Source organism: Pseudomonas sp. PB3P13, assembly GCF_054897735.1.
Genome location: NZ_CM142702.1, coordinates 3,525,619 through 3,543,874, shown reverse-complemented (window position 1 = coordinate 3,543,874; position 18,256 = coordinate 3,525,619). Strand labels below are relative to the sequence as shown.

Below are 18,256 nucleotides of genomic sequence, written 5' to 3'. Positions count from 1 at the left end.
CACCGACGATTTGCCTGCGCGCCTCGCGCGCGACTGCGATGCCCGGCTATAATCGCCGCCTCATTTCGCCGCGCTCGAGACCACACCGCCCATGTACACCCTGGCCCGTCAGCTGTTGTTCAAACTTTCCCCGGAAACCTCCCACGATCTGTCCCTGGACTTGATTGGCGCGGGCGGGCGGTTGGGCCTTAACGGCTTGCTGAGCAAGGCGCCGGCGAAAATGCCGGTGACCGTCATGGGCCTGGATTTTCCCAACCCGGTAGGGCTGGCGGCCGGTCTGGACAAGAACGGCGCGGCCATCGACGGCTTCGCTCAGCTGGGTTTTGGTTTTGTCGAAATCGGCACCATCACCCCGCGCCCGCAGCCGGGTAATCCGAAACCTCGGATTTTCCGTCTGCCGGAAGCCGAGGCGATCATCAACCGCATGGGCTTCAACAATCTCGGCGTCGATCATTTGCTGGCACGGGTGGCAGCGGCCAAATACAAAGGCGTGCTGGGCATCAACATCGGCAAGAATTTCGACACACCGGTCGAGCGCGCGGTCGATGATTACCTGATCTGCCTGGACAAGGTCTACGTCCACGCCAGTTATGTCACGGTCAACGTCAGCTCGCCGAACACCCCAGGCCTGCGCAGCCTGCAATTTGGCGATTCGCTCAAGCAGTTGCTTGCCGACCTTGCCACCCGCCGCGCGGAACTGGCGCTGCGTTACGGCAAACATGTACCGCTGGCCATCAAGATTGCCCCGGACATGACCGACGAGGAAACCGCACAGGTCGCCCAAGCGCTGATCGAAACCGGAATGGACGCGGTGATCGCCACCAACACCACCCTGAGCCGCGTGGGCGTTGAAGGCATGGAGCACGGTGACGAGGCGGGCGGTCTGTCCGGCGCCCCGGTGCGCGAGAAGAGCACCCATACCGTTAAGGTGTTGGCGTCGGAGCTGGCGGGTCGCTTGCCGATCATTGCTGTAGGCGGAATCACCGAAGGCAGGCATGCCGCTGAAAAAATCGCGGCCGGTGCGAGCCTGGTGCAGCTCTATTCCGGTTTCATCTACAAAGGCCCGGCGTTGATTCGTGAATCTGTCGATGCCATAGCAGCACTGCGCTGATCCTGTGAGAGCGAGCTTTTGTGGCGAGGGGGCCTGCCCCCGTTCGGCTGCGCAGCAGGCGTAGATCCTGCGCCCGTGATTTATCTGACGCACCGTTTTTTTTTGCATTGGGGCTGCTTCGCGACCCAACGGGGGCAAGCCCCCTCACCACAGGCAAGCCCCCTCGCCACAGAGCTATTCTGCAAGCATAAAAAAGGGCTCCTCAAAGGAGCCCTTGGGCCGGAGCCCGCCGCCCGGATGGGGCGTGCGTGGTAAGTCGTTACGTAATCAGATTGTCGTGTCGGAGTGTTAAGCCCTGTGTCAGCCGACGGCGTGAAGTTCGTTGAGTCTGTGGATTCCCGCAGTGCCGGTCATACCGTCCCAGTTGTCGCCGCGTCCTTCTCGCCAGCCGTTAATCCAGGCCTGACGTACCGACGGTAGAGTAAATGGGCAAAGCTCACGGGATTTGCCACCAACGCCATATTGATATCCGCGCAAAAATGCTCTTTCCAACGGATCACGCTTAAGTCTTCTCATAGGGTGTTGCCCTCACTTGTTGACTGTATTTATCGCGTCGACCTCGACTGAGGTCTGGCAGAAAATCTCTGCCGTTGGGGCTCGCTGCCGGCGTCGCGAGCCAAGGTGTCGACGCCGTTGCGGCGTCAACCTGTGGTGATTTCTAACCAATGAGTCACATAGATGGAATGATCGTTTTGTCATAAGCACGTAACCGTTAAGGTGCTATGGCCATAAGTAACTTGATGTTCGGTGCAGGATTATTGGCCAAACCCCGGTATGATCGGCCCCCAAGCTTAATGACAGGCCGAACCCTGAACGAGAATCGCTCTTGTTGTACCGGGCATTATTCGACGAAGGGTCGGCTTATTACAGTTTGTTGCTACAACCTCTTTATCTGCCTGTGCATCTAAGCTCATGAATTCGAGCAGCACGGGTGGGACGGCACACCTTCGTGCCACGCGGGCGCTCTTCAAGAAAAGCGCCTGATTGAAAACCGGGCCGGCAATGCGTTGCCGGTCCACTTAGCCAAAGGCTCTGGAATCACCATGTCCGACCGTTTCGAACTCTTCCTCACTTGCCCCAAAGGCCTCGAAGGCCTGCTCATCGAGGAAGCCGTCGGGCTTGGCCTTGAAGAAGCGCGTGAGCACACATCTGCCGTGCGCGGCATGGCCACCATGGAAACCGCTTATCGCCTCTGCCTGTGGTCGCGTCTGGCGAACCGGGTGCTGCTGGTGCTCAAGCGTTTTGCGATGAAGGACGCCGAAGACCTGTACTACGGCGTGCTGGATATCGAATGGCAAGACCATATGCTCAACGACGGCACCCTGGCCGTCGAGTTCAGCGGTCACGGCTCGGGCATCGACAACACCCACTTTGGCGCCTTGAAGGTCAAGGACGCGATCGTCGACAAATTGCGAACTCCCCAAGGCGATCGTCCTTCCATCGACAAACTCAACCCGGACCTGCGCATTCACCTGCGTCTGGACCGTGGCGAAGCGATTCTGTCGCTCGATCTGTCCGGCCACAGCCTGCACCAGCGCGGTTATCGACTGCAGCAGGGCGCTGCGCCACTGAAGGAAAACCTGGCCGCCGCGATTCTGATTCGCTCCGGCTGGCCGCGCATTGCCGCCGAGGGTGGCGCGCTGGCTGACCCGATGTGCGGTGTCGGTACTTTCCTCGTCGAAGCCGCGATGATCGCCGCCGACATGGCGCCGAACCTGCGTCGCGAGCAGTGGGGCTTTACCGCCTGGCTGGGTCACGTTCCGGCACTGTGGAAAAAGCTGCACGAAGAAGCCACTGAACGGGCCGCTGCCGGACTGGCCAGGCCACCGCTGTGGATCCGCGGTTACGAAGCCGATCCGCGTCTGATTCAACCCGGCCGCAACAACGTCGAACGTGCCGGTCTCAGCGAGTGGATCAAGATTTACCAGGGTGAAGTCGGCACCTTTGAACCACGTCCGGACCAGAACCAGAAAGGTCTGGTCATCTGCAACCCTCCGTATGGCGAACGTCTGGGTGATGAGGCGAGTTTGCTCTACCTCTACCAGAACCTCGGCGAACGTCTGCGTCAGGCCTGCCTGAACTGGGAAGCCGCGGTCTTCACCGGCGCGCCGGACCTGGGCAAGCGCATGGGCATCCGCAGCCACAAACAGTATTCGTTCTGGAACGGCGCGCTGCCGTGCAAGCTGCTGTTGATCAAAGTCACCCCGGATCAGTTCGTTACGGGTGAGCGCCGTACTCCGGAACAACGCCAGGTCGAACGTGAACAAGCCGAAGTCGAAATCCTTGACAACGATGTCGTGCCGGGCAAGTACGAGAAGTACAACAAGAACGGCAACCCGATCAAACCGGCCCCGGTGGTGATCGAGCAACCGCGCTTGAGCGAGGGCGGGCAGATGTTTGCCAACCGCTTGCAGAAAAATCTCAAGGCACTGGGCAAGTGGGTCAAGCGTGAAGGCATCGATTGCTACCGTATCTACGATGCCGACATGCCGGAATACTCGATGGCTATCGACCTGTATCACGATTGGGTTCACGTACAGGAATACGCCGCGCCTAAATCCGTCGATCCGGAAAAAGCTTCGGCGCGCATGTTCGATGCCCTGGCCGCAATTCCTCAAGCCTTGAACATCGACAAGAGCCGCGTGGTGGTCAAGCGTCGCGAACGTCAGAGCGGCACCAGGCAATACGAGCGGCAGGCAGCCCAGGGCAAATTTGTCGAGGTCAACGAAGGTGGCGTCAAGCTGCTGGTCAACCTCACCGATTACCTCGATACCGGTCTGTTTCTCGATCACCGGCCGATGCGCTTGCGGATTCAGAAAGAGGCAGAAGGCAAGCGCTTCCTCAATCTGTATTGCTACACCGCGACGGCCAGCGTTCACGCCGCCAAAGGTGGCGCACGCAGCACCACCAGTGTGGACTTGTCGAAAACCTACCTGGATTGGGCGCGGCGCAACCTCTCGCTGAACGGTTTCTCCGACAAGAACCGTCTGGAACAAGGCGACGTGATGGTGTGGCTGGACGCCTGCCGTGACGAGTTCGACCTGATCTTCATCGACCCGCCAACGTTCTCCAACTCCAAACGAATGGAAGGGATCTTCGACGTGCAGCGCGATCAAGTGCAGTTGATCGATCTGGCCATGGCGCGTTTGGCGCCGGGTGGCGTGCTGTACTTCTCCAACAACTTCCGCAAATTCGAACTCGAGCCAAACCTCAGCGAACGTTATGCCGTGGAAGAAATTACGGCCAAGACCCTCGATCCGGATTTCGCCCGCAACGGCAAGATCCATCGGGCCTGGAAAATCATGGCGCGTTAATTACAGTAAGAACCGCAGGAGCATCGACCGGCTGCTCCTGCGGAGCATTTCCGTACTGGTTAATTTAGTGGCTAATAGCTATAACTCAATTATGGCCAATGGGCTTTTCCGGCACCTGGCGTTATGAGTTTTCTCTATGTCGCTGCACGCCGTGCGCCCGAAGATTCTGGGATTTATCAGTGAAGACGCTTCGGCCATTCGGGTCGCGCTGCTGGTCTTGCTGATCGGCGGATTTCTTACCGGATTGTTGGCCTGGTCAACACTTAATCTGTTCCACCAACAATTGCGGCAACGTTTCCAGCTGCTCGCCAGTGAACGTTACAGCCGTGTCGAAGAGCGTTTCGAAGATCAGCAGCAGCGCCTCGACGGCCTGCGACGGTTCTTCATCAATTCCGATACCGTCAACCGCAACGAATTCGACGGCTACACCCAACCGCTGCTACGCCGTACTCAGGCGTATTCCTTTGCATTGCGCATCAGTCAGGCCGAACGGGCCGACCTGGAGCGGCGTGTGCGAGGGGAGGGCCTGTCTGGCTTCAGCATTCGCGAGCTGGATGACAAAGGCCAACTGCAACTGGCCGCGGACCGCGATGAGTACGTCGCGGTGCTGTTCAGCCAGACACAGAGCAAACTGGGGACAGCGCTGGGCTATGACCTGCTCGCGCAACCTTTGCGCCGCGCCACTCTGGAGCGGGCCGATCAACACGGCGGGATGGCGGTGTCGCAGCCGATGCATCTGGTCAGCATCGAGCCTGCTTATGCGCGCGGCGTGCTGCTGGTCGCGCCGGTCATCAATGCTGGCCAAACCAGACCTTACGGTTATGTGATGGCCGTGATCAGCATGCTTCAGTTACTGGCCGATGGATTACCGGAAGCCACCCGTGATTATCTCTCGGTGCGCATTCTCGATCTGTCCACCGATGACCAGCATGAAGTGCTGTATGAATCAGCGAACCGTGCAGCCCCCAGCGATCTGGCTGCGACCCGGCTGTTGCGTCTGGCCGATCATGATTACCAGGTCGACATCCGGCCCAGCGAAGCGTTTCTGCTAGCCAACCATTCGTCTGTGACCAGTGTGGTGGTGCTGGGCAGTTTGCTCAGCCTGATGCTCAGCGCGTTGCTGTACGTGCTGGTGAGTCAACGTCAGCGCGCGCTGAAACTGGTCGCCCAGCGCACCGGGGAGCTGCATGCTCGTGAGCGGGAGTTGCGCGGCACCCATGGCCAGTTGCGCGGGGTGCTGGATGCGGCGACCCAAGTGGCCATCATCGCCACCGATCTGCGCGGGGTGATCAGCACGTTCAATGCCGGCGCGGAGCAGATGCTCGGTTATGCCGGCGCTGAGGCGGTCGGCCACATGACGCTGGAAAGTCTGCACCTGTCGCGCGAACTGACGGCGCGTGCGGCCGAGCTCAGCGCGCGTTACGGCAAGCCGATTCCCACTTGCCAGGCCATGCTGGTCGAGGGTGGCGAGGAGGGTGGGCGTGAAGCGCGGGAGTGGACGCTGGTGCGTACCGATGGCAGCCACTTGACAGTCAATATGCTGGCGACGCCGCTGCTGGATGAGCAAGGTCTGTGGGTCGGTCACCTGGCCATCTGCATCGACATCACCGAACGCAAGCGCGTGCACGAAGCGTTGGCGGCACGGGACCTGTTGCTGAAGAAACTCAGCGCACACGTTCCTGGCGGGATCTACCAATTCAAAATGGAGTTCGACGGGCGATTCAGTGTGATCTACGCCAGCGACGGCATTCGTGAGATCTACGAGCTGGAGCCCGACGTGCTGCTGCTCAACGCCGAAGCGATTTTCACCCGGATTCACCCTCAAGACACTACGCGGGTTCGCGCCTCGATTCGCGCTTCGGCGGACACGCTCAGTCCGTGGCGCGAGGAATACCGCGTGCAGCTGCCTCAGCGCGGCGTGCGCTGGGTCCGCGGTGAAGCGACGCCGGAGGAGCTGCCCGGCGGCGGCGTGCTCTGGCATGGTTACATCTCGGATATTTCCGACTTGAAGCGTGTGGAGGAAGAATTGCGGGCGCTGTCGATCACCGACTCACTGACCGGCATTTACAATCGCCGTTACTTTCAAGAGCGCCTGTCCACGGAAATGGCCCGGGTCGAGCGGGGCGGCGGCCAGCTCTCGGTGATCATGCTCGACATCGACCACTTCAAACGCATCAATGATCTGCATGGTCACGCGGTGGGCGACAAAGTGCTGCAGACAGTCTGTGACCGTATCGGCCACCGGCTGCGCCGCTCCGATGTGTTCTGCCGTCTGGGCGGCGAAGAGTTCATGGTGCTCTGCCCGGACATCGACGGCGGGCATGCCCGTATCCTGGCGCTGGAACTGTGGCAAGGCTTGCGCAGCACGCCGATCGACGACGTCGGGATCGTCACCGCGAGTTTCGGGATAGCCAGCTGGCGCGTCGGAGAGGGTGCCGACGCCTTGCTGCTGCGCGCGGATTCGGGTGTTTACGCGGCGAAACAGGCCGGCCGGGATCGGGTTGAAGGCGAGATGAGCTAAAGCTGCGCTACCAACGTGTGGCGAGGGGGCCAGCCCCGTTCGGCTGCAACGATGTGGCGAGGGGGCTTGCCCCCGTTCGGCTGCGCAGCAGTCGTAGATCCTGCGCCGGTGATTTATCTGACGCACTGTTTTTGGCATTGGGGCTGCTTCGCAACCCAGCGGGGGCAAGCCCTCGCCACATAGTTGCAGGCGAACGGGGGCTGGCCCCCCGCCTCGCCACAACAAACCGGCTCCCATAGGTAATGGGGCGCTACAGAACCGAGGCAGTCTCAGGCAGTTTCGGTTGGCGATACAGGTCGAGCAGGACCTGATCCAATACCGACGACGCACCGAACGGAGCTTTGTCGTTCAGGATGGCCACGACTGCCCAGGTATTGCCATTGATGTCGCGGCTGTAGCCGGCAATCGCACGCACGGTGTTCAGGGTGCCGGTCTTGACGTGAGCTTCACCGGCCATGGCAGTGCGTTTCAGACGCTTGCGCATCGTCCCGTCAGTGCCGGCAATGGGCATCGAACTGATGAATTCAGCCGAATACGGACTTTTCCATGCAGCCTGCAGCATGCCCGCCATTTCACGCGCGCTCACGCGCTCTGCGCGAGACAGGCCAGAGCCGTTTTCCATCACCAGGTGCGGCGCGGTGATGCCTTTTTTCGCCAGCCACTGCCGCACCACGCGCTGAGCAGCCCTGGCGTCATCGCCATCGGCGTCGGTGCGGAAGCGCTGGCCCAGGCTCAGGAACAACTGCTGGGCCATGGTGTTGTTGCTGTATTTGTTGATGTCACGAATGATTTCCGCAAGGTCCGGCGAATAAGCCCGCGCGAGCACTTTCGCACCGCCTGGCACGGAGGCCAGGCGATCGCGGCCCTGAATGCTGCCGCCCAGCTCTTTCCAGATGGCGCGCACGGCACCGGCGGTATAAGTCGCGTGATCAAGCAGCGAAAGATAAGTCTGCGAACTGCAACCATCGCCCAACTGTCCGCCCACGGTGACGGTCACGCTTCCGTCAGGCTGCGCCACCGGGTTGTAACGAACGCCACCGGTGCATTGCTTGGAATTGACGGCCTTGACCTGATTTTCGATCCGAATGGTGGCAATCGGCGGCTCGACCGAAATCAGCACCCGCCCGTTGTCATTGCGCGCTACAAAGCGCAGCGCCTTGAGGTTGACCAGCAACGAATCGGGTTTGACCAGGAACGGCTTGTTGTTGTCATTGCCGTCGTCGTTGAATTCCGGCAGTTGCGGCTGCACGAAGAAGTTGCGGTCCAGCACCAGATCCCCGGTGATCTGCGTCACGCCGTTGGCGCGCAAATCGCGCATCAGGAGCCAGAGCTTTTCCATGTTCAGTTTCGGGTCACCGCCACCCTTGAGGTACAGGTTGCCGTTGAGGATGCCGCCGCTGAGGGTGCCATCGGTGTAGAACTCGGTCTTCCACTGATGATTCGGGCCGAGCATTTCCAGCGCGGCGTAGGTGGTCACCAGTTTCATGGTCGAGGCCGGATTGACCGAAACGTCAGCGTTGAAAATGGTCGGCGTGCCTGGGCCGTTGAGCGGGATCATCACCAGCGACAGGGCGTTGGTTTGCAGTTTGCTGGCCTTGAGCGCTTTTTCGACGTTAGGCGTCAGACCGGTATTGATAGGGGCAGCGGAAACGGGAAAGGCCAGCGGGAGAAGAAAACCGGCCAGTAACAATGGACGCAAAGATTTGATCATGTGAAATAAAGCCCTACAGCCGAGGGGGAAAAAAGACGAGGGTATGCTGGAAAAGTCCCTCAGTGGTCATGAAAGTGTCGGCATTATGCCCCAAGGTGTAGCGGCTTGTGCCGTGCCCAGGTCGTCTAATCGGCTATTTTTTTACCGACGGTCGCCAGCGACTCCCAGAGAGTCGGGCAATTGGCGGCTTAAACTGCTAAAGTGCCGCCCGTTATTACTTATGAGGATTGTTTCAATGGCGACTAACCGTTCCCAGCGTCTGCGCAAAAAACTGTGCGTCGATGAATTTCAAGAGCTGGGTTTCGAGCTGAACCTGGATTTCAAAGAAGATTTGGCTGATGAAGCCATTGATGCTTTCCTCGACGCTTTCCTGAAAGAAGCCATGGAAGCCAACGGTCTGGGCTATGTTGGCGGCGATGACTTCGGTCTGGTTTGCCTGCAAAAGCGCGGCTCGGTGTCCGAAGAGCAGCGTGCTGCTGTTGAAGCCTGGCTCAAGGGCCGCAGCGAATTGACCGAAGCGACGGTCAGCCCGCTGATCGACGTCTGGTACCCGGAAAAGCCGATCAATCAGGCCTGACGGCAGGTGCAAGTGACAAGCTTCAAGCCGCAAGCTGAATCGGCTTGAAGCTTGAAGCTTGAAGCTTGAAGCTTACCCCTGCTTTTTTCGCCAATTCAAGACCACCAACGTCAACACCCCCGCGATAATCCCCCAAAACGCCGAGCCAATGGAAAACAGCGTCAGTCCCGACGCCGTGACCATGAAGGTCATCAACGCCGCTTCCCGCTCCCTCGCTTCGGCCATGGCGATGCTCAGGCCATTGATGATCGAACCGAACAGGGCCAGCGCCGCAATCGACAGCACCAGTTCTTTCGGCAACGCGGCAAATAATGCCGCCAGTGTCGCGCCGAACACCCCGGCGATCCCGTAGAAAATCCCGCACCAGACCGCCGCCGTGTAGCGCTTGTTGCGATCTTCATGGGCATGCGGCCCGGTGCAGATGGCCGCGCTGATCGCCGCCAGATTGATCCCGTGGGAACCAAACGGCGCCAACAGCAACGAGGCAATCCCGGTGGTGGTGATCAGCGGCGAAGCGGGCACGTTGTAACCGTCGGCGCGCAGGACGGCGATGCCAGGCATGTTCTGTGAGGTCATCGCGACCACGAACAGCGGGATGCCAATGCTGATCGTTGCGGCCAGGGAAAAGTGCGGCGTGGTCCAGACCGGAGTCGCCAATTCCAGATGGAAACCGCTGAAATCCAGCAGGCCCATGAATCCCGACAGCGCCGTGCCGACCAGCAGCGCGGCCAGTACGGCGTAGCGTGGCGACAGCCGTTTTATCAACAGGTAAGTGAAAAACATGCTCAGCACCAGGGCCGTGCGATGCTGCGCGGCGACGAAAATTTCGCTGCCAATCTTGAACAGAATACCTGCCAGCAAGGCGGCGGCCAGCGATGCCGGAATTTTCTTCACCAGCCGCTCGAAGCTACCGGTCAGGCCGCAAAGGGTCACCAGCGCCGCGCAGGTCATGTAAGCGCCAATGGCTTCGCCATAACTGACGCCGCCCAGGCTGGTGATCAGCAACGCCGCGCCGGGTGTCGACCAGGCGATAGTGACCGGCGTGCGGTAGCGCAGCGATAAGCCGATGGAACACACCGCCATGCCAATCGAAATCGCCCAGATCCAGGAAGAGATCTGCCCGCTGCTCAACCCCGCCGACTGGCCCGCCTGAAACATCAGCACCAGGGAGCTGGTGTAGCCGGTCATCATCGCGATGAACCCGGCAACGATGGCCGATGGCGAGGTGTCGGCCAACGGGCGCAGTTGCGATTGCGTGGCATCGGTCATGACGGTGGTGTTCCTTGTCTATAAAACCAATGAATCCGAAAGAGTCTTCGTGGCGAGGGGGCTTGCCAAAGATTCTACGTGGCGAGGGGGCTTGCCCCCGTTGGGCCGCGAAGCAGCCCCAAAATCTCTGGTGATCCCAAAATCTTGCGAGTACTACGCACTCGAACGGGTGCAAGCCCCCTCGCCAAAGAAGCATGTTTAACCCAGATCCGCGAGCACAGAGTTGCGTGGTTAAGCCTAAACTCAAACTTGCGCGGTCGTGCGATACAGCAGAAGCGGCAAACAGCCGTACAGTCGTCTTGCCACCTTTCATTGTGTACAATCGCCGTGATTTTTACGCGATACTTGCCAGCGACCCACTGTGCCGTATTACAGTCACGGTCTATTCGCCGCAGTTCTCCCGACTCGAGTGCCCATGAACGAACAGTTGCAACCCCTCAAGAAACAACCGCGAGCGGGCAAAGCCGGCCGCAGCGGCACCCAGGACGATATTGTCTACGCGCATATCTTCGAGGCCATCCTCGAACAGCGCCTGGCGCCCGGCACCAAATTGAGCGAAGAAGCGCTGGGGGAAATTTTCGGGGTCAGTCGCACCATCATTCGCCGCGCGCTGTCGCGCCTGGCCCATGAAGGCGTCGTGCTGCTGCGTCCAAACCGCGGCGCGGTGGTGGCCAGCCCGAGTGTCGAAGAGGCCCGTCAGGTGTTTCTGGCGCGGCGGCTGGTGGAGCGGGCAATCACTGAACTGGCCGTGCAACACGCCACGGCCGAGCAAATCGCCGAATTGCGACAGATGGTCAACGACGAACGCGACAGTTTTTCCCGTGGCGATCGCGGTGCGGGTATTCGCCTCTCCGGTGAATTCCATCTGAAGCTGGCCGAAGCGGCTAAAAATGCGCCGCTGATCAGCTTCCAGCGTAGCCTGGTGTCGCAGACTTCCCTGATCATTGCCCAATATGAAAGCGGCAACCGCTCGCATTGTTCCTATGACGAGCACACCCAGTTGATCGACGCCATCGAAGCGCGCAACAGTACGCTGGCGGTGGATCTGATGATGCATCACATGAACCACATCGACAGCAAGCTCAACCTGGACGAAGAAAGTGCGTCGGATGATTTGCATGCGGTGTTCTCGCATTTGTTGCAGACCAAAAAGCCTGGGCGTTCGAGCGCGAAAATCTAACACCGCCCCCTGTAGGAGCGAGCCTGCTCGCGATGGTGGTTAACGATTACATGAGAAGCCTGACACCCCGTGGCGCCCTCAGGTTTATCGCGAGCAGGCTCGCTCCTACAGAGGATCAAAAAAATCCCCCGGTATCTTACGATCGCGGGGGATTTTTTTTGCCCGAAGAAAGCTTAGCGCTGATGCACCCGATTCCCTGCCGCATAAGTCTGCAGCACCGTGCGGTCATCGCCCAGCGTCATCAATACAAACAACGTCTCGGCAATGTGGGTGGACTGCTTCAAGCGGTAGCTCAGCAACGGCGTGGCGTTGTAATCGAGCACCACGAAGTCGGCATCGGTGCCCGGCTGCAACGTGCCGATTTTGTCTTCCAGGCGCAAGGCCCGCGCGCCACCCAGGGTCGCCAGGTAGAGCGATTTGAACGGGCTCAGCCGCGCGCCTTGCAACTGCATCACTTTGTAGGCTTCGTTCAGCGTCTGCAGCAGCGAGAAACTGGTGCCGCCGCCGACGTCGGTGCCCAGGCCGACATTCACTTTGTGCTTCTCCGCCATCGGCAAATTGAACAAGCCGCTGCCGAGGAACAGGTTCGAAGTGGGGCAGAAGGCGATGGCCGAGCCGGTTTCCGCCAGTCGCGCGCACTCCTCATCACACAGATGCACGCCGTGAGCGAATACCGAGCGCTCGCCCAGTAACTGGAAGTGATCGTAAACGTCGAGATATCCCTTGCGTTCCGGGAACAGCGCTTTGACCCACTCGACTTCTTTGAGGTTTTCGCTGATGTGGGTCTGCAGGTACAGGTCAGGGTATTCGCTGAGCAACTGCCCAGCCAGGGCAAGCTGTTCCGGGGTGCTGGTCGGTGCGAAGCGCGGAGTGACGGCGTAGTGCAGTCGACCTTTACCGTGCCAGCGCTCGATCAGCGCCTTGCTTTCAACGTAGCTCGACTCTGCTGTGTCGACCAGATAGTCCGGCGCATTGCGATCCATCATCACTTTGCCGGCGATCATCCGCAGGTCCAGCTGCTCGGCAACCTCGAAGAACGAGTTCACCGATTGCGGATGAACGCTGCCGAACACCAGCGCGGTGGTGGTGCCGTTGCGCAGCAGTTCCTTGACGAAAATGTCCGCGACTTCATCGGCATGGGCTTTGTCGGCGAACTGGCTTTCGCAAGGGAAGGTATAGGTGTTGAGCCAGTCCAGCAGCTGTTCGCCATACGAGCCGACCATGCCGGTTTGCGGGAAGTGAATATGCGTATCAATGAACCCCGGGGTGATCAGCGCGTCCTGATAATGGGTGATTTCGATGTCTGCCGGCAGCGTCGACAACAATTCGCTGGCGTGGCCGACGGCGCTGATCTGGCCGTTGTCGACCACCAGCAAACCGTCTTCAAAATATTCATAAGACGCTTCGATGCCGACTTCGGCGGGGTCGGCAATACTGTGCAGAATGGCGGCGCGGTAAGCTTTGCGAGTCAGAGGCATTGTCGTTCTCAATTCGTGGCTGTTTGGTTCGAAGCGCGGCTGCGGCGAGACGCAGGCAGCAGTTTGGCAATCGATGAGCCGGCACTGGCAGTGTGCTGACCAAAATCGGCGTTATAGGTAGCGATGATTTCGCCGGCGATGGAGACGGCGATTTCCACAGGCAACTTGCCTTTGACTTCGCCGATGCCCATCGGGCAGCGCATGCGTTGCAGCACGCTGCTGTCGAAGCCGCGATCGCGCAGACGATGTTCGAATTTCACCCGTTTGGTCTTCGAGCCGATCAGGCCGAAATAGGCGAAGTCGTTGCGCTTGAGGATTGCGGCGGTGAGTTCCAGGTCGAGCTGATGGTTGTGCGTCATGACGATGCAGTAACTGCCGGCGGGCAAATCATCGATCTCATCCACCGGTTCTTCGCTGACAATCTTGCGCACGCCGTGGGGGATCTGAGCGGGAAATTCCGCTTCCCGCGAGTCGATCCAGCGCACCCGGCAGGGCAGGCTGGCCAGCAGCGGCACCAGTGCGCGTCCGACATGGCCGGCACCGAACACGGCGATTTGCGCCTGCACCTGGCCCATGGGTTCGAACAATAAAACGGTCACGCCGCCGCAGCACTGGCCGAGACTGGCACCGAGACTGAAGCGCTCCAGATGCGTGTCCTGTTTACCGCTGGCAAGCATCTCGCGAGCGATCTGCATGGCCCTGAACTCCAGATGCCCGCCACCGATGGTGTCGAAGGTCTGCCTGGCACTGATGACCATTTTCGAACCGGCATTGCGAGGCGTCGAGCCGAGCTCTTCGATGATGGTCACCAACACGCAGGATTCACCGCGATTTTGCAGGTCGGCGAGGGCGTCGATCCAGTTGTACATGATTCACCTCGACATCTGTGTTGTCTGTTCGGCCGTCATCGCTGGCAGGCTAGCTTCCACATTTTGATCTCTGTCGCACACAAAATTTGTGCCCGCTGAATATCCCCTGAGGGAGCTAGCCTGCTAGCGATTGGCCGCGGCTGGGTTTACAGCGAAGCCAACTCGACTTCGGCTTCAACAGCCTTCGCCACCTTCAACTGGCGCATCTGCTCACAGCCCCACAACACCCGCTCCGGCGTTGCCGGCGCGTCGATTGTTGGTTGATGTTTGTAATCGCCGAGGCTCGCCACGGCATCCTTGATCGCACACCACGCGGCAATGCCGAGCATGAACGGCGGCTCGCCGACGGCCTTGGAATGGAACACCGTGTCTTCCGGATTCTTGCGGTTTTCCACCAGCTTCACCCGCAGGTCCAGCGGCATGTCCGCCACGGCCGGGACTTTGTAGCTGGCCGGGCCGCTGGTCATCAGCTTGCCTTTGTCATTCCAGACCAGCTCTTCCATGGTCAGCCAGCCCATGCCCTGAATGTAGCCACCCTCGACCTGGCCGATGTCGATGGCCGGGTTCAGCGAATCACCGACGTCATGCAAAATGTCGGTGCGCAGCATCTTGTATTCGCCGGTCAGGGTGTCGACGATGACCTCGGCGCATGCGGCGCCAAACGCGTAGTAATAGAACGGCCGACCACGGGCCTGGCTGCGGTCGTAATGGATTTTCGGGGTCTTGTAGAACCCGGTACTCGACAGCGACACCTGGGCGAAATACGCCTGCTGGATCAGCGCTTCGAAAGTCAAAATGTGATCGCGCACGCGCACATGGCCGTTGTGGAATTCGACGTCTTCTTCGCTGACCTTGTACTGTCGCGCGGCAAACTCGACCAGGCGCTGCTTGATGACTTCTGCCGCATTCTGCGCGGCTTTTCCGTTGAGATCAGCACCGCTGGACGCGGCGGTCGGCGAGGTGTTCGGTACCTTGTCGGTGTTGGTCGCAGTGATCTGCACGCGGTCCATTTCGACCTGGAACACCTCGGCCACGACCTGCGCGACTTTGGTGTTCAACCCCTGGCCCATTTCCGTGCCGCCGTGGTTCAGATGGATGCTGCCGTCGGTGTAGACGTGGATCAGCGCGCCGGCCTGATTGAGGAAGCTTGCCGTGAAGGAAATGCCGAATTTGACCGGTGTGAGCGCCAGGCCTTTTTTCAGAATCGGGCTGTTGGCGTTGTAGCGACGGATGGCTTCGCGACGTTCGGCGTACTGGCTGCTTTCTTCGAGTTCAGCGGTCATTTCCTCGAGCATGTTGTGCTCGACGGTCTGGTAGTAATGGGTGACGTTGCGCTCGGTCTTGCCGTAGTAGTTGGCTTTGCGCACCGCCAGCGGATCCAGCGCCAGATGCCGGGCAATCGCGTCCATCACTTCCTCGATCGCGACCATCCCTTGCGGACCGCCGAATCCACGGTACGCGGTGTTCGACGCAGTGTTGGTCTTGCAGCGGTGACCATTGATGGTCGCATCGCCCAGGTAATACGAATTGTCGGCGTGGAACATCGCCCGGTCGACAATCGACGCCGACAAGTCCGGCGAGCAACCGCAGTTACCGGCCAGTTCCAGCGCGATGCCGTGCAGGCGACCCGTGCTGTCGAAGCCGACATCGTATTCAACGTAGAACGGGTGACGCTTGCCGGTCATCAGCATGTCCTCGACGCGCGGCAGGCGCATCTTGGTCGGCTGACCGGTCAGGTGCGCGATGACGGCGCACAGGCACGCCGGGCTTGCGGCCTGGGTTTCCTTGCCGCCAAAACCACCGCCCATGCGGCGCATGTCGACGACGATTTTGTTCATCGACACGTCCAGTACTTCAGCGACGAGTTTCTGCACTTCGGTGGGGTTTTGCGTCGAGCAGTAGACGATCATTCCGCCGTCTTCGGTCGGCATCACCGAAGAAATCTGGGTTTCCAGGTAGAAGTGCTCCTGCCCGCCAATGTGCAGCGTGCCCTGAATACGATGCTCGGCGGTGGCCAAGGCGCCAGCCGAATCGCCGCGCTGATGGGTGTGGCTGTCGAGCACGAAGTGGCGTTTGCGCAGTGCTTCGACAACGTCCAGCACCGGTTCGAGGTCTTCGTATTCGATGATTGCCGCCATCGCTGCTTTACGCGCGGTTTCCAGGTCTTTCGCCGCAACCGCAAGTACCGGTTGACCGACGAATTGCACATCGTCGATCGCCAGCAGCGGATCGCCCGGCAACAGCGGCCCGATGTCTTTCAGGCCCGGCACGTCCTCGTGGGTGATGGCGATCCGCACGCCCTCAAAGGCGTAGCAAGGCTTGGTATCGATGCTGATGATTTTCGCGTGAGCACGGTCCGACAGGCGAGCGTACACGTGCAGCTGGTTGGGAAATTCCAGACGGTCGTCGATGTACTGCGCTTCACCGGACACGTGCTTGGCGGCGCTGTCATGTTTGACGCTGCGGCCGACACCGCTGGTCAGGTCCTTGGCGAACAGTTCAGCCAGTTCGGCTTGGGTCTTCTCTACAGCGTGATGATTAGACATAAGCGGTCACCCGAGTCTCGATGTGCGGTGTTTGCAGTTCGATGAAGTATTTACGCAGCAGATTCTGCGCGCCCAGCAGGCGATATTCCTTGCTGGCGCGGAAGTCCGAAAGCGGCGTGAAATCTTCGGCCAGTGCAGCACAGGCGCGTTCGATGGTGGCGTTGTTGAACGGCGAACCGATCAAAACCGCTTCGCAATGGGCCGCCCGTTTCGGGATGGCCGCCATGCCGCCGAATGCGACGCGGGCGTCGGCAATAGTCCCGGTGTCGATGCGCAGGTTGAATGCGGCGCAGACGGCGGAAATATCGTCGTCCAGACGCTTCGAGACTTTGTAGGCGCGGAACATTTGTTCGACGCTTGCCCGCGGCACGATGATCTTCTCGATGAACTCGCTTTCCTGGCGCGCGGTGACACGGTAATCGATGAAGTAATCTTCCAGCGCCAGCGTGCGGCGGGTTTCGCCTTTGCACAGGACGATCTGCGCACCCAGCGCAATCAGCAGCGGCGGCGAATCACCAATCGGCGAGGCGTTGCCAATGTTGCCGCCCAAGGTGCCCTGGTTGCGAATCTGCAGTGACGCGAAACGCTGAAGCAATTCGCCGAAGTCCGGGTACTCGGCCTTCAAGGCTTCGTAGCAATCGGAGAGGGGGGTGGCGGCGCCGATTTCCAGACGATCGTCGAAGCGTTCAATACGCTTCATCTCGGCGACGTTGCCGACGTAAATCATCACCGGCAAGGTACGGTGAAATTGCGTGACTTCCAGCGCCAGGTCGGTGCCGCCGGCCAGCAGGCGCGCTTGCGGATAGGCATCGTAAAGGTCGGCCAGATCAGCCACGGTCAGCGGCACCAGGCAGCGCTTGTCACCGCTGTTGAGTTCGCCGATGTCGGTCGGGGCGATGGCTTTCAGACGCGCGATGGTGTCCGCTTCACGGGCATCGAACTGATCGGGTTGCTTGCCGCAGCAGGATTGCGCGGCGGCTTGCAGAATCGGCCGATAGCCGGTGCAGCGGCAGAGGTTGCCTGCGAGGGCTTCGTGCGCTTTATGGGAATCCGGCTGGTCACTGTTCTTCTGCAAGGCGAACAGCGACATGACGAAGCCCGGGGTGCAGAACCCGCATTGCGAGCCGTGGCACTCGACCATGGCTTTCTGCACGCTGTGCAGTTCACCCTGGTGCTTGAGGTCTTCGACGCTGATCAGCTGTTTGCCATGCAATGAGGAAACAAATGTCAGGCACGAGTTGAGACTGCGATAGCGGATGTGTTCGCGGCCGTTGTCATCCGTCTGCAATTCGCCAACTACCACGGTGCAGGCGCCACAGTCACCGCTGGCGCAGCCTTCTTTGGTACCGGGTTTGCCCACATGTTCGCGCAGATAATTGAGCACGGTCAGATTTGGGTCCAGGGCGTGCTCGCTACGGAGTTCCTGGTTAAGTAAAAACTGGATCACGGAAGGCCTCGCAGACTCATTATTGTTGTTAAGCGACTTTGACCGAATTTATCAGGTCTGACTTTGCGGTCAATTGTTTTCTGACTTAAAGGTCAAGAAACAACATTTTGTCGATCAACAACGCATCACTTCATTATTGACCCTGGCGGGCTACCCTGCTTTTTTTGCGGGAATCGTGCCAAAACTGCGGAGTGGGCACTCCGCCATGAACCTTCATCTGCGCTACACTGCGC

Annotated in this window: 12 protein-coding genes and 1 pseudogene; 6 read left to right on the top strand and 7 right to left on the bottom strand. The window is 59.7% G+C overall.

Annotation, left to right across the window (positions count from 1 at the left end):
• Positions 1-91 precede the first annotated feature (91 nt).
• Positions 92-1,111, top strand: a complete 1,020-nt coding sequence (locus ACYZT1_RS16345) for a quinone-dependent dihydroorotate dehydrogenase (RefSeq protein WP_462015732.1) — start codon at positions 92-94, stop codon at positions 1,109-1,111.
• Positions 1,112-1,411: 300 nt separating this feature from the next.
• On the opposite strand, the gene rmf is transcribed toward ACYZT1_RS16345, so the two are convergent.
• Positions 1,412-1,627 (bottom strand): ribosome modulation factor, encoded by a 216-nt coding sequence (gene rmf / locus ACYZT1_RS16340; RefSeq protein WP_003223300.1) that lies wholly within the window; start codon positions 1,625-1,627, stop codon positions 1,412-1,414.
• A gap of 527 nt (positions 1,628-2,154) precedes the next feature.
• Here rmf and rlmKL point away from each other — a divergent pair.
• Both rlmKL and ACYZT1_RS16330 read left to right on the top strand, forming a co-directional pair.
• Complete coding sequence (gene rlmKL, locus ACYZT1_RS16335; RefSeq protein WP_462015731.1) at positions 2,155-4,425, top strand: bifunctional 23S rRNA (guanine(2069)-N(7))-methyltransferase RlmK/23S rRNA (guanine(2445)-N(2))-methyltransferase RlmL; 2,271 nt, start codon at positions 2,155-2,157, stop codon at positions 4,423-4,425.
• 136 nt (positions 4,426-4,561) lie between these two features.
• Positions 4,562-6,946 carry a sensor domain-containing diguanylate cyclase gene (locus tag ACYZT1_RS16330; protein ID WP_462015730.1) on the top strand — a complete coding sequence of 795 codons (2,385 nt, stop codon included), beginning with the start codon at positions 4,562-4,564 and terminating at the stop codon, positions 6,944-6,946.
• 250 nt (positions 6,947-7,196) lie between these two features.
• Here ACYZT1_RS16330 and dacB read toward each other — a convergent pair whose 3' ends face one another.
• A complete protein-coding gene (gene dacB / locus ACYZT1_RS16325) occupies positions 7,197-8,657 on the bottom strand; it encodes a D-alanyl-D-alanine carboxypeptidase/D-alanyl-D-alanine endopeptidase (protein ID WP_462015729.1) in 1,461 nt (486 codons plus the stop codon).
• Positions 8,658-8,892: 235 nt separating this feature from the next.
• On the opposite strand from dacB, the gene ACYZT1_RS16320 reads away from it, so the two are divergent.
• Positions 8,893-9,234, top strand: a complete 342-nt coding sequence (locus ACYZT1_RS16320) for a YggL family protein (protein WP_150582134.1) — start codon at positions 8,893-8,895, stop codon at positions 9,232-9,234.
• A 72-nt stretch (positions 9,235-9,306) separates the two neighbouring features.
• On the opposite strand, the gene ACYZT1_RS16315 is transcribed toward ACYZT1_RS16320, so the two are convergent.
• The gene (locus tag ACYZT1_RS16315; RefSeq protein WP_462015728.1) at positions 9,307-10,503 is read right to left on the bottom strand and encodes a benzoate/H(+) symporter BenE family transporter; all 1,197 of its coding nucleotides are present in this window, start codon (positions 10,501-10,503) and stop codon (positions 9,307-9,309) included.
• A 415-nt stretch (positions 10,504-10,918) separates the two neighbouring features.
• On the opposite strand from ACYZT1_RS16315, the gene ACYZT1_RS16310 reads away from it, so the two are divergent.
• Both ACYZT1_RS16310 and ACYZT1_RS16305 read left to right on the top strand, forming a co-directional pair.
• Positions 10,919-11,683 (top strand): GntR family transcriptional regulator, encoded by a 765-nt coding sequence (locus tag ACYZT1_RS16310; protein ID WP_462015727.1) that lies wholly within the window; start codon positions 10,919-10,921, stop codon positions 11,681-11,683.
• A 32-nt stretch (positions 11,684-11,715) separates the two neighbouring features.
• A pseudogene (locus ACYZT1_RS16305) lies at positions 11,716-11,793 on the top strand (YqgE/AlgH family protein); the annotation flags it as partial.
• 63 nt (positions 11,794-11,856) lie between these two features.
• On the opposite strand, the gene guaD reads toward ACYZT1_RS16305, so the two are convergent.
• The 4 genes from guaD to xdhA all read right to left on the bottom strand — a co-directional run bounded on the left by guaD (position 11,857) and on the right by xdhA (position 18,023).
• Entirely contained in the window at positions 11,857-13,161 is a 1,305-nt protein-coding gene (guaD, locus tag ACYZT1_RS16300) for a guanine deaminase (RefSeq protein WP_462015726.1), read from the bottom strand.
• 8 nt (positions 13,162-13,169) lie between these two features.
• The gene (xdhC, locus tag ACYZT1_RS16295; protein WP_462015725.1) at positions 13,170-14,030 is read right to left on the bottom strand and encodes a xanthine dehydrogenase accessory protein XdhC; all 861 of its coding nucleotides are present in this window, start codon (positions 14,028-14,030) and stop codon (positions 13,170-13,172) included.
• A gap of 146 nt (positions 14,031-14,176) precedes the next feature.
• Entirely contained in the window at positions 14,177-16,576 is a 2,400-nt protein-coding gene (xdhB, locus tag ACYZT1_RS16290; protein WP_462015724.1) for a xanthine dehydrogenase molybdopterin binding subunit, read from the bottom strand.
• Positions 16,569-18,023 (bottom strand): xanthine dehydrogenase small subunit, encoded by a 1,455-nt coding sequence (gene xdhA, locus ACYZT1_RS16285; RefSeq protein ID WP_462015723.1) that lies wholly within the window; start codon positions 18,021-18,023, stop codon positions 16,569-16,571. Before xdhA ends, xdhB begins: the two co-directional genes overlap by 8 nt.
• Positions 18,024-18,256 lie beyond the last annotated feature (233 nt).